Annotated in this window: 14 protein-coding genes; 3 read left to right on the forward strand and 11 right to left on the reverse strand. The window is 39.6% G+C overall.

All coding sequences use genetic code 11. The features are described 5' to 3' along the window. Positions 1-75: 75 nt before the first annotated feature. Both E7B10_RS04105 and sfsA read right to left on the reverse strand, forming a co-directional pair. Complete coding sequence (locus E7B10_RS04105) at positions 76-879, reverse strand: hypothetical protein (RefSeq protein ID WP_128114272.1); 804 nt, start codon at positions 877-879, stop codon at positions 76-78. 222 nt (positions 880-1101) lie between these two features. Beyond that, on the reverse strand, positions 1102-2367 hold the full coding sequence (sfsA, locus tag E7B10_RS04110) for a DNA/RNA nuclease SfsA (protein WP_128114273.1): 1266 nt from the start codon (positions 2365-2367) through the stop codon (positions 1102-1104). Between the two features lie 394 nt (positions 2368-2761). Between sfsA and E7B10_RS04115 the strand changes: the two genes are divergently transcribed. From E7B10_RS04115 to E7B10_RS04125, 3 genes are all read left to right on the forward strand, one after another. After that, positions 2762-3718 carry a DUF1858 domain-containing protein gene (locus E7B10_RS04115; protein WP_004694418.1) on the forward strand — a complete coding sequence of 319 codons (957 nt, stop codon included), beginning with the start codon at positions 2762-2764 and terminating at the stop codon, positions 3716-3718. 1 nt (position 3719) lies between these two features. Next, entirely contained in the window at positions 3720-4385 is a 666-nt protein-coding gene (locus tag E7B10_RS04120; RefSeq protein WP_316055511.1) for a hypothetical protein, read from the forward strand. A 233-nt stretch (positions 4386-4618) separates the two neighbouring features. After that, positions 4619-4906, forward strand: a complete 288-nt coding sequence (locus E7B10_RS04125) for a cupin domain-containing protein (RefSeq protein ID WP_004694414.1) — start codon at positions 4619-4621, stop codon at positions 4904-4906. Positions 4907-5068: 162 nt separating this feature from the next. Here E7B10_RS04125 and E7B10_RS04130 read toward each other — a convergent pair whose 3' ends face one another. The 9 genes from E7B10_RS04130 to E7B10_RS04170 all read right to left on the reverse strand — a co-directional run. Continuing rightward, positions 5069-5590 (reverse strand): nitroreductase family protein, encoded by a 522-nt coding sequence (locus E7B10_RS04130; protein WP_155085743.1) that lies wholly within the window; start codon positions 5588-5590, stop codon positions 5069-5071. A gap of 88 nt (positions 5591-5678) precedes the next feature. Further along, on the reverse strand, positions 5679-6137 hold the full coding sequence (locus E7B10_RS04135; protein ID WP_004698051.1) for an OmpH family outer membrane protein: 459 nt from the start codon (positions 6135-6137) through the stop codon (positions 5679-5681). 280 nt (positions 6138-6417) lie between these two features. Continuing rightward, positions 6418-6795: a GerW family sporulation protein gene (locus E7B10_RS04140; protein WP_004694406.1), complete on the reverse strand. Its 378-nt coding sequence runs from the start codon at positions 6793-6795 to the stop codon at positions 6418-6420. Positions 6796-6943: 148 nt separating this feature from the next. Further along, complete coding sequence (locus E7B10_RS04145) at positions 6944-8077, reverse strand: hypothetical protein (protein ID WP_118091172.1); 1134 nt, start codon at positions 8075-8077, stop codon at positions 6944-6946. A gap of 29 nt (positions 8078-8106) precedes the next feature. Next, complete coding sequence (locus E7B10_RS04150; RefSeq protein WP_004694402.1) at positions 8107-8685, reverse strand: cob(I)yrinic acid a,c-diamide adenosyltransferase; 579 nt, start codon at positions 8683-8685, stop codon at positions 8107-8109. A 172-nt stretch (positions 8686-8857) separates the two neighbouring features. After that, the gene (locus tag E7B10_RS04155) at positions 8858-9814 is read right to left on the reverse strand and encodes a M23 family metallopeptidase (RefSeq protein WP_101928903.1); all 957 of its coding nucleotides are present in this window, start codon (positions 9812-9814) and stop codon (positions 8858-8860) included. Between the two features lie 9 nt (positions 9815-9823). Further along, positions 9824-10345: a DUF4446 family protein gene (locus E7B10_RS04160; protein WP_195394957.1), complete on the reverse strand. Its 522-nt coding sequence runs from the start codon at positions 10343-10345 to the stop codon at positions 9824-9826. 204 nt (positions 10346-10549) lie between these two features. After that, the gene (gene hydF, locus E7B10_RS04165) at positions 10550-11920 is read right to left on the reverse strand and encodes a [FeFe] hydrogenase H-cluster maturation GTPase HydF (RefSeq protein ID WP_316055512.1); all 1371 of its coding nucleotides are present in this window, start codon (positions 11918-11920) and stop codon (positions 10550-10552) included. A 90-nt stretch (positions 11921-12010) separates the two neighbouring features. Then, the coding region (locus E7B10_RS04170) for a hypothetical protein (RefSeq protein WP_316055513.1) at positions 12011-12339 on the reverse strand (329 nt) is incomplete at its 5' end.

Below are 12339 nucleotides of genomic sequence, written 5' to 3' on the forward strand. Positions count from 1 at the left end.
ATCATCTTAAATCCTTTAGCAAATGAATTACTTTAGCCTACCTACATCTTGCTGTTACTACTATAAACTTCATATTTAATGCACCGCATGTTGTATCATATCATCTAAAATGCTAACAAAGTCTCGTTCTACAGCCGAAGTGTCGTTACCAGTACTGCCAATACCTGTTAGCATGGTTTCTTTCCAATCATTTTTTGCCATAAATCGAAAGGCGATCAAATACTTAGCTTTTGTTTTGTCCGCTTCTCCTTTTGGTAGATAATAAAAGCCTACGCTTCTATCAGAACGAGGGTGCAATAACGCTGGGTTGTCTTGCGGTTTATACAGGCTATATATAGATTTCATAAAGGTTAGAATATCTCCACCCTTTACAGATTCGTCTACAAAGATAATCTCATCATATGTGAATAGAGATATCTTATTAGTACCTGCCACACGTGTCGCTTTAGACTTAGCTAACTCCAAGACTTCCTCGTGCGTCGCCATCCGCATGCCATACTGCTTAGCACGTTCCACTAACGAACCATTCAAATGAACTAAATACGCTTGTGAATACGCAAAATCCGCATCATTTTTTCGCTCCCCACCAGGGGCCGGCAATGTTGGCCACTTGACTACAGAATTTGTAGTAAAGGAAATACCATTACTTTCATCATAAAACACATACACATTTCGCTGGAATGGCTTCTCCTTCTCCACCACAGATGACTGAAGAACAAGATTCGGATGCACAACCGAGAACTCCTTCTCCACGCTAGACTTGATATCCTCTGGTGTCGCAGGATCACCATTCTCCGTCGTCCAAATGAAAGAACAACCACTCAACACTACACTACAAACACCAACGATACCTAACAACACATACCTAAACAACCTCATACACAAAACCTCCCCTCTCTCTATGTAGAAACTATAGAATGAATATGCTGGGATAACTATGGATAGGACTATATTATTATTGATGGGACACCTTTATAACTAGCGTATTAAAAAGGGCTATTACCTATTGATGAGCGACTTAGGTCACTATGGAGCGAAGAGATAGGTAATAGCACTTTTTAATTAATTACGTATATAGTTCTCAGGCCCCATCAATAATAATTACCTATTAACTAGTTCATCTAGCATATTCATCCTGTAATTTTCTATTACGTTTATAAAGAATTGATTGTGTATCGGGTTTTCGCTCATTCCGAATAGATGGCTATTGCAGTCACAGTCGCTACATCCAAAGTTCGGTACATTCCATTCCGCAATAGCTCGCACTGCATCAGCGAGAGCACATTCTACGTCAATTTTGGTTAGTTCTATATCTGCGCTTTCACGAGCAGCTGGAGCATCGTCAGAGAGTTTACCTTTACGCCGTTCTTGAGCAGAAGTTGTCATAGCCTGCGGCCTCCCACTAGTACGAATCGGCAAGCCCGCTATCATTTCACAGTGACCGCGGAAGTAATCTAAGTGCCAATGCATTTTCTTCCGTTTTCGTTTATGCCGTTCAATGCGTTTCGTTAAATTTGCCTTTGCAGAGCCTACGTACATATAGTAACCAGGTTTGAAATGCATCATCCCTTTAGAACCGATTTCGAGATCTAGATCGTGATTGAGGTGCATGACCATCACATACACGCCACTATCATGAGCCTCTGTGTCGAGGATATAACTAGGATAGGAACATTCATGTGTCACCGTAGGCATGGTGAAAGTCTCATCCCACGCCACAGCCACAGCTTTCCAATCTAATGAAGGTGCCACCTCTTTAAAGGTTTTGGCAAATTCCAAATCCGTATGATAATCTGGCAAGAACCACTGCGCTTGATCCCATTGTACGAGGAATAGAACACCCGTGTGGTAGCCTTCATTTTGTAATTCTTTCAGATGCAATAAATGCTTGCGGCCTCGCTCTGTAATAGCATCAGGGAACATGGCTCCCATCTTAGAGAACAAGGTACAGGATTTAACCTCTAGTAAAAACTCATCCCCCTTATCATTGGTGAGGAGCAAGTCAAATCGAGATGATGTGCCATGTAGTTTAACCGTATATTCCCGTCTCACTACGCGCCACTCCTCCCAACCAGGGATACATTTATTTTCAATCAAATGTTGCGCCACATCGTTGCTGTAGTTTGTATCGAGCATGATAACAACGCCATCGCGCTCGATGCCTACCACGCGATATTTCGTCTTCGCATCCGGTTTATCATGAGGCACGATGTACATCGTTACCCCCGTAAACAAGAGCTCCCACATGCGACCAGGATTTGGCAAATGAGCGAGTACACTTTCACCATTCAAATCTAAAGTCACCACAAAACGGTTTGGGCGACCTATATATGTTGCTTTTAAAATAGTATCGTAAAGGACTTTCATCGTTTCTCCTACATCAAGAACATTCTATATGTCTATTATACGATATGTAACCTTGGGTTTCATCTGTAAACAGTATCGTATATAATGATAGTTAGTAAACAATCAATAATTAATATTAAAAAAGTTCTATTTTTGTAGCTTGAGTTACATTATTGTTTGTTAAAATGGTTTATACTAAGAGCGTCGGGTCAGTATTCTAAATACCCATACTGATCATTACGCCGGGTTTTGATGAGGCATCGCCTAGTTGATCTCATCCCACTTGTCCGTATATATGTGCGAAGCTTTCACAAAACCCTAGGGCGTAAATAATTAATATATAAAGAGTTTTATAGATTAACTAAGTAGTTTTAGCCACTATTCTCCGCAGAGAGGGCTCGAGAAAGGATTTAATATGGCACAAATTGCAGCAAATTTACAACGCATAAAAAACGGTCAACGCCGTTATGCAATTACACCTCGCGTTCCTGCAGGTTTCATTCAACCAGATCAATTACAAAAATATATCGACGTAGCGAATGAGTTCGGCGCTGTTCTTAAATTAACTGGCAGCCAACGCATTATGATTACGAATTTGAAAGCAGAAGACGTAGATAAAGCATGGGAAATGCTTGGCATGGAGCCAGCGTACACTGTGTCCAACCGCGTGCGCAGCGTAAAAATCTGCCCAGGTACTACCTTCTGTAAACGTGCTAAACAAGACAGCGTACACCTTGGCATGCAAATTGAACGCAAATATTTATCTCTTGAAATGCCAAGTAAAATGAAAATCGGCGTGTCCGGTTGTCCAAACTCTTGTACTGAAAGCCGCATGAAAGATGTGGGCGTTATCGGTACTGTAGACGGTTGGAATGTATACGCTGGCGGTAGCGGCGGTGCGCATCCTCGCATCGGCGACCTCATCGCAGAAGTTAAAACAGAAAAAGAAGCTCTTGCATTAGTTGATCGAATCATCGCATACTATAAAGAAAACGCACAAATCGAACGCATGGGCGAATTTATCGACCGCATTGGTTTAGAGGCTTTCAAAGCAGCTGTATTGGGCGACCTTGAAGGGGCTCCAGCTGAAAGTAAATCCGAAGAACCAGCTGTGTTCTTGCCTGGTCAAGGTAACGATCCTGAAGTAGAAGCACCACGCCTCGAAGCAGGTTCCCCTATCACTCCAGACACAATTATTCGCGACATCGTTGAAACCTACCCACATGTTGTACCTGTATTACAAGGTATTGGTATGGGTTGCCTAGGTTGCCCATCTGCAACAGCTGAGCCATTATGGCAAGCCGCAGAAATCCACGGTTTTAATGTATACGATTTAGTAGAGAAATTAGAAACAGCACGAAAAGGAGCTTAATATGTCTGCATTCTTAGGTCACATCCATTACTGGTTATATCGCAAAATTCAATTGCTCGTTGAGCGTGAAAATTTGATTTTAGAAAAAACTTCTAAAGTTGTTGATGATTTAGCGGAGGAACTACACTCCATCTCCGTAGATACATACGGCGAGCCAATTAATCCAAGCATTCCCTTGGAAAACATCATCGACCATGGCAATATTCACGGCTGGTTAGCTAACCAAATCAACATTGCTTCCGTTCGTGAAGCAGCTTTCATCAAAGATATGCTCGACACAAATTCCGGCGATGAAGCAGTACACGTAGTAACCGCTATTCTAGATGCCTTTGCAGTACAAGGCCAAGCATGTGGCGTTGTGGCTCAAGATAACCTTGAAGAACACACTGCACCAGCGATTTACAATGCGTTACAAAACTTCTACGTAAATGGCATGCCTTGCGATGGTGGTGACCAAGTGGTTTCTGAAAGCCCAGAAGAATTTACCTGGGTTGGCGACCACAGATTACAAGCAGGCTACTGGCGTACAGCGGGCGTTGACCCTAAGTTCATGGCATTAGCTTATCAAACGTGGTTCGAGGCCTTTGTAAAAGCTATCGATCCAGCCTTTGAACTTGTAACGACTGAAGAAAACGGCACACGTTTATATATAATTCGTAAAAAATAATATAAACTATCTACTCTCAGATATATGTACTGAAAAAGGAGCGTAACTTACGCTCCTTTTTTCATACCTATTTTTATATAAATTATACAATAGCTTAACTATTTTCGAAACTGTAGCCATAAGCACAGCATTGATAAACAATATCATTTATAATACAATTATAAGATAGATATACAACATAGTATGTATTACATTAAACTTTCAATATAAAAATTAGAACTAGGAGGTCCATTATGGCAGGCACAGTTAATCAAGAATTAGGTTTATTATTCCAAGGTCCTAACTATGTAATCGTAAAAAAAGGCGGCAAGGCTGGTGAAAAGGTGGAAAAACATAACCACCCTGAAGCTAATGTCATTTTTACAGTTGTAAAAGGTAAAGTACAAGTATTTCTTAATGAAACTGAAGAGCATGTACTCGTACCAGGCCAAGTATTGGAATTTAACGGCGACAACTACATCCAAGCTACACTCGTAGAAGACAGCGAATTCGTTGTAAACCTCATTCATAAACCAGAATAAAATACCAAAGGACAGTTGATACAAGCAACTGTCCTTTTTATATAAACTATGTATTAAAGAGAAATCATATAGTTATTAAGTTTTATATAACTGTTCAATAGTTCAGTTATATCCATAGTTATTAAATACTTATAGAGTAATACATAGTCTAAAAACATTCTTTTAAAAGGAATTATAGATTGTAAATTCACTCACATCAAAGCGTTTTGTATGGCCTGGTGCAGGAACACAGTCTGGATGAAGGTAACCAATTGGGAAGATGGCTACAGGGATGATATTATCAGGCAAGTTATATGCCTTGCGTACTTTAGCAGGATCAAAATGAGCAATCCACGTTGTGCCTAAACCGATATCGGCTACGGTAAACATAATGTGGGATCCCACAATGCTAGCATCTACAACCCCCATATCTGCATCATCGTATTCCCGCTTCCAGCTCACCGTATTATCGTAACAGACAATAATTGCTAACGGTGCATTAAAATGACCATTTGTACAATCTTTTAGTTTCTTTAAGCTATCTTTTGTATTTAACACGAGCAGTCGTTGCGGCTGATAATTATGAGCCGTAGGTGCTAATCTAGCAACTTCTAACAAAATATCTAGCTTCTCCTGCTCCACTGGTCGACTATCGAATTTTCGAACCGAATACCGCTCTGTGGCTAATACTTTAAAATCTTTCATTAAATCTCACTCCTTTATCGGATTTATTAAAATGTATTTTAATAAATAACCCCCTAGCTGATACCTCAGTTAGGGGGTTTTGTGCTTATTATTTTTTAAGACGGCTAATTACTTCGTTAGTAATGTTTTCGATTTTGCTGTTAGCGTCAGCAGCACGAATTGTGTATGGATCATCCAATACTACGTCCATTTGTTTTTCAACGCGAATAGCTTCAACAGTGTTGTGAATTGCTTGCATCATAGGTTGAGCAATTTTATTGATTTCTTCGTTTTCTTTTTGAAGCAATGGAGCTACAGTTTTGTTGAATTCTGCTTCTGCTTGTGCAGAGTCTTTAATTTTTTCAATTTCTTGAACTTTTTTTTCAATTTGTGGACGGTATTGAGCGTCTACTTGTTGCATTTTCATATCTAATGCACCGTAGCCAGGGTAGCTATTTACTACTTGGCTCATATTTACTAAGCCAATGTTAGCAGCACTTGCTACTGCAGCAGTAGCAGACATAGCACCAACGATAGCTAAGGTAGTCAATTTTTTAGATAATTTCATCTGAAATCCTCCTCGATTAAAAGTGTCACTATACAATCCAATAGTGTACTATTTTTACTATAGCAAATCTTGCTAAATTTCACAAGACTATGATAAATAGCATAATAAAGCCCTATGAACTACTTATGAAAGTTATTAGAACTTAAAATAATACCCACAAGCATACTCTGAGACCCTTAAAGCAGTCGATACAAACATATTCAGAACACACATGTGGGCATTTCGGCTTTCACCAATTATTTATAATTTGTCATCAAATTATGGTTCATTATTCACCGAATTATTGTTCATCATTTAAATAGATGTATTTATCGGATTTCAATTTAGATACAAGATCAGGTACCAAACCGATAAGGCGATCAAAGCTGCTGCTGTAAGGGTTGCCCTTAATGTTGAACAATTCGATGCGGTCACCTTTAATAACAAGGATCGCACTTGGTTCCATCTTGGCACCACCGCCACCGCCGCCAGATTCTTGATTTTTATTGGCTGTGCAGTGGTTTGTACCAGTACCGAAGCCAAAGGTTACATCAACAAATGGAACGAGTGTAGTATCGCCGATTTGCACAGCTTCACCAACTACAGTTTCCACTTTAATCATATTTTTAAACTTCTCGAATAGGACTTCCAAATTCTCTTTTACATTACTGTTCTCCATCACAGTACCTCCGCTTTTTGTGAAAGTATCGTAGCTGTATGTTCAATTATTATATTACATATAAGTAACCTTTATATTGCCTATATAGTTTTGACATGTAATAGATTATCGTATACAGCTCATTTACTTAATTTGACTTAATATATCCTTACGCTGTTTGGCCTTGTGCGGCTTTTAGCTTTTCTAGTTGCTTTGCTTCCTTCCGTTTAACCCAGAAGACACGAGCACTTTCACCCAATAGGGAACGCATAGGTTTAGATACCAAAAATCTAGTACCATACCACGCCAATACGGCAAGAATCATACGACCTTTGATATAACCACTGCCTTCAGCTACCCAGTTCACATAATCTATCTCAATAGACTCTGCTTGCTCAGGCCAAATGCTATACAACATAGATGCAATAAGCCCCATCCGATACGGATCGCCAATACCAAATCGGCCCTCTATAACCATATCACGTGGTTTAGAGTGGTTATAGCATCGTTTCGACACAAGGAATATCTGACGCCACAACTCTGTATTTCTCAAGTGTTTCATGAACCAGAATGTAGGAATTTCAGACTTGAATGATGCTACCGGATCATTAGGATCAGGCTTTCCAAAACGTTGTTTCACAGTCGTTTTAATATCATTTACCTTCGTAAATACCTTTTCCTTGATAGATCCGTCACTATTAAAAGTAACACGACTTACTACTTCATCATCATCTTGAATGTGAGCCGTTGGATCTTGTTGAATCGAGTCATACCGATCAGCACGAGCTTGTGCATCCATATCCTTAGAAACCGCATCAGGTCGCTCAATGCGCTCCTTTGCCCTAGGTGAGATTCCCGCCCCTGGTGATTCTTCATCATCAAAGATTGTATTGGAGCCTTGGGCGCTCTTCAAGTCATCAAAGCTTGTGCCGCTGGAGCTTGTAGTTGGACCTTGTCCGCCTCCTTGCATAGCCTTTGCAAAGGCTTCTGCCATGTCGCCATCATCGTCCATTACCTTTTGATATTCTTCATCTACACGATTTTCAAGCCATTGTTCATAATCTTTCACAGGACCGATCTTAAGTACACCTAAAACGTATAATTCCTTAAAAAATGGTTTATTTTGAATGTACGCTAAGTGGAGTGAAAATACGCGCCACAGCCATTTGATGCGCAACTCACCACGATATGGCGTCCGTCCATCAATTTCGATGCTATATGTGATTGGTGCCAGTAGGATAGTCAAGATGAGTGCTACAATAATGGCCACAATAACGAGGACCACAATAGCCACTGTACTCAACCACATCACCTCCTTAGGTGTTCCTATGATTAGTTTTCAATACCTTTTCGAGCCATTACACCTTGTAGGTAGTAATGTTTAATCTCTTTCATCTCCGTTACGAGATCTGCCTCATCAATTAATTCTTGAGGGGCCCCACGGCCCGTAAATACGAGTTCCGTTTCTGGATGACGAGCATCGAGTAAAGCTTTAGTTTTATCCCATGTAATGAGTTCAAAGAAGAGAGCCATATTGTACTCATCAAGTACAACGAGGTCGTACTCACCACTGCTGATCGCAGCGAGTGCACGTTCATAGCCTTTTTCAATGAGAGCCACATAATCCTTCGGGGGATTACCAGACTCAAAGACAACGACTTCATCGCCCCATTTAGCAAGTTCATCCTTACTCTTCATGCCTTCTTTGATGATAAAGAATGGCTTGCCCACAGTTTCTAACGTTAAATTTGTTAAGGTAGGTAAAATAGTATGCTCACTATATACTTTAGATTTCATAAATTGTAAGAAGAGGACTTTCTTGCCAGCCCCGATGGCACGAATAGCTAGGCCGATTGCGGCAGTTGTTTTGCCCTTGCCTTCGCCGGTATAAACTTGTACATAGGCCTTCATAGATATACCTCCGTTCATATACTTTTATTTTACAATATATATATACAAAAAGAAAGAAAAAGAACTTGCTATAAGCGCATGTGCACGCATAACAAGTTCTTTTCATATGTATTGTATTTAATTTTGAGTATATAGTATTTGATTTATGTGTATCACAATTGATTTTGCGTATCTAATTGCTAATTGGTAAGAAAATCATAGGATCTACAGGCGTATTGTTGAGGCGTACCTCGTAGTGAACGTGGGCACCCGTACTTTTACCAGTACTACCCATCAAAGCTATGGTTTGACCTTGTTTCACGCTCATCCCTACTGTTACCAATACGGCACTATTATGGCCATAACGGGTAACAAAGCCATTGCCATGATCGATTTCAACGAGGTTACCATAACCGCCGCTTGTATACCCTGCAAAGGTTACCACCCCTGCCGCAGTAGCTACAATTTGGGAACCATAGTCATCGGCAATATCGATACCTTCATGGAATGCGCCAATAGCACCCGTAACAGGGTCAACACGGCTACCAAATGGAGATGTAATAACACCCTTACTTGGCCAAATACTAGGTGTCGTACTATTCACAGCACCACCAGAACCAGCGGAGAAGTTGATGGATTGTAATGCCATCAAATCTTGTGCGCCACCATCACGAAGAATATTGCGCATCGTATAGAAGCTAACAAGCAATTTTTGTGCTTCCTTATCCATTTTGGACAGTCGAGCCGATAATTGTGCCGCTGTTAACGTCTGTACTTCGCTATTATCAGCGGCTTCCTGCTTTGGGTCGCTACCATCCCCGCCACCTTGAGCTGGTGTACCAGATTCAGCACCCTTTAACATTTGCTTATTCTCTTCACTAATTTGATTTAGGTTTTGGATTTTCTTATCCAAAACCTCTGTTTTTTGTTGTAACAATTTCAACTGTTCCGATTGCAATTGCGTTTGTTGACGTAATTGCACAACCTCAGCCTGGCGCACGATGCCCCAAATACCGAGTACCAATGCCAAGACCAATACTACAGAACCAATAATGGCAACGAGTTTCGCTTGCTTGGTAGTTAATGTCAATATGCAGTTGTCACCATTTCTTTCAACTTTGTTTGAAATGAATGCCGGTATTTTCAACATAAAACTTCCTTATTTCGAGACGATAGCGCTCGTCAACGCTTCCTCATTGGTACGCTCACCCAACGCTTCGTTCAAACTTTCTAATTCTTCTTGTGAAAGACTTACTAAACTTTTACCTTTCACAATAGGTTTACTAAAAATACGAGATTCGCTACGACCGTAAATACTAGAAATACAGATGCCATTATTGTTGCCATCTAGCAAGGTAAGCGCAAAGGACAAATCATTTCCGATATTTTCAAAAGCATTATACTTAATAAAGCCAATTTTTTGTATCGTATTACTCTGAATATTGCGAATTGCCACTTGCTCGGATAACAAGGACTCAAGGCCCTTTGCAGCATCGCGAATTTCACTAACCTCTACAGATAATTTACGTTCTAGGCTCGCACCATGCTCCCCTTGCATAAAGAAATCGTATTTCTTTTTCAAGCTACCTAAACGGATGTGTAAGATTACACAATATACGAATGACACTATAACAAGAACGATGGTAACCATGCCTATCCACGGTTGAATCGATTCGAACATGTATTTTCCTTCCTATACAATCATCAAAACTCCAACAGTTAATTATACCATTCCTATTGTGAAAGTTAAATGACTGCATGCAATTTAATTTAATATATTTAATATATCTAATATAGATAAACGATAGCTATATAACAATATATATAACAAGTATGTAATGTATATCTAAATGTATGTGTTACATACATATTACAATGCTATTTATTAGCCCTCTAGTTCGTCAACAAATGGGCTTATTGCTCGTTCTAGTATACCATGTAGAGCTGCTATGAGTACACCGTAATTTACAATAGGCGTACCTTGTACAACAGCACATTCTATACGGCGTAACACCTCGCGGCGTGTTAACATACAAGCACCGCAGTGGATGATCAAATCATACTGTGATACATCCTTAGGGAATGCTCCCCCACTAGTGAATTCTAACTGTAAATCTGTATAGCCTTGCTTCTTTAAAAGATTGGGTATTTTTACAGTCCCAATATCATCGCATTGACGACGATGTGTACAACCTTCACTGATAAGCACCTTGGAACCAGCTTTCAGATTCTTAATAGCCTTAACACCAGTTACTAAATCCTGTAATTTTCCCTTGAACCGTGCCATCAAAATAGAAAAAGACGTCAACGGAATCGAATCGGGGGTCAACTCATCAACCCGATCAAAAACTTGGGAATCACAGATTACCATTTTAGGTGGATTCTTAAGAGAGTGAATCATAGCCGGTAATTCTTCTGTTTGGCAGACTAATGCTAAGCCTTTATAATCGAGAATTTCTCGGATAGTTTGCACCTGTGGCAAGATGAGTCGCCCCTTTGGTGCGGCACTATCGATAGGACATACAAGAATAATTGTATCCCCCTCTTCAACTAAACCTTGTAAAAGAGTTTGCTCCCCTTCTACATCAAGTGGTGTTACCCCCCCGAGTAAATCAAGCAACTCTAAGCGCTTAGCATCAGATGTGAAGTCAGCAGAACCAATAACAGTAGCTAAGTCTGATAAGCCTGTATGGGCAGCTATATAGCCCTCCCCCACTATAACTTTTTCGACAATATCTTTAGAATCATCTAAATTGTTTGTAACCTTACTTATATTGTCTACAGATTCTTTTATAGTTCCTTTAGACTTTACTATATTCTCTTTAAGCTCATCTATATCATTTTTATATAAATGCTTATCGAATTTAGTCGAATTAATTTCATTTATAAAAAGCGCGATAGGTACATTATTTTGTTTTAAAAGACCTAACCAATGCATATCATCCGAAGTTGGTTCTTCATCAGTGCGAAGCACATAAACAGCAAGATTAATTTTTTTCAGAACCTCTTCTGTTTTCTCCATGCGTAATGTACCTAATTCAGTTGTATCGTCTATACCAGCTGTATCAGTAATCACCACAGGGCCGAGTGGCAAGATTTCCATAGCTTTGCTTACAGGATCTGTTGTAGTCCCTGCCACATCGGATACTAACGATACAGGCTGATCAGTTAACATATTGATCAATGTAGACTTACCAGCATTACAACGGCCAAAAAAGGCAATATGTATGCGGTTTGCCTTAGGTGTTTGTTCCATAACCTATCCTTGTTACTTAACCTTCACATATATTACAAAATATATTATAAAGCTTCTGATAAATTATCTAATAACTTATCATATTATTTATTATAATCTCTTTAGAATACAGTAAAAGCGCAGCCCGTAGACTACACTTTTACTGCAGATTGTTATTATTACTATTACGACTATTGCAATTGCTATAGCTGTTATTATTGTTATTGTTGTTACTATTATCGTTACTATTATTGTTGGTGTTACGGCTATTGCTATTGCTATTGCTTTTGCTTTTGCTTTTGCTTTTGCTATTGCTATTGCTTTTGCTTTTGCTTTTGCTATTGCTTTTGCTTTTGCTTTTGCTTTTGCTTTTGCTTTTGCTTTTGCTTTTGCTTTTGCTTTTGCTTTTGCTTTTGCTTTTGCTTTTGCTTTTGCTAGCC

Origin of the sequence: Veillonella sp. (assembly GCF_032470285.1) — a bacterium.
Lineage (GTDB): Bacteria > Bacillota > Negativicutes > Veillonellales > Veillonellaceae > Veillonella.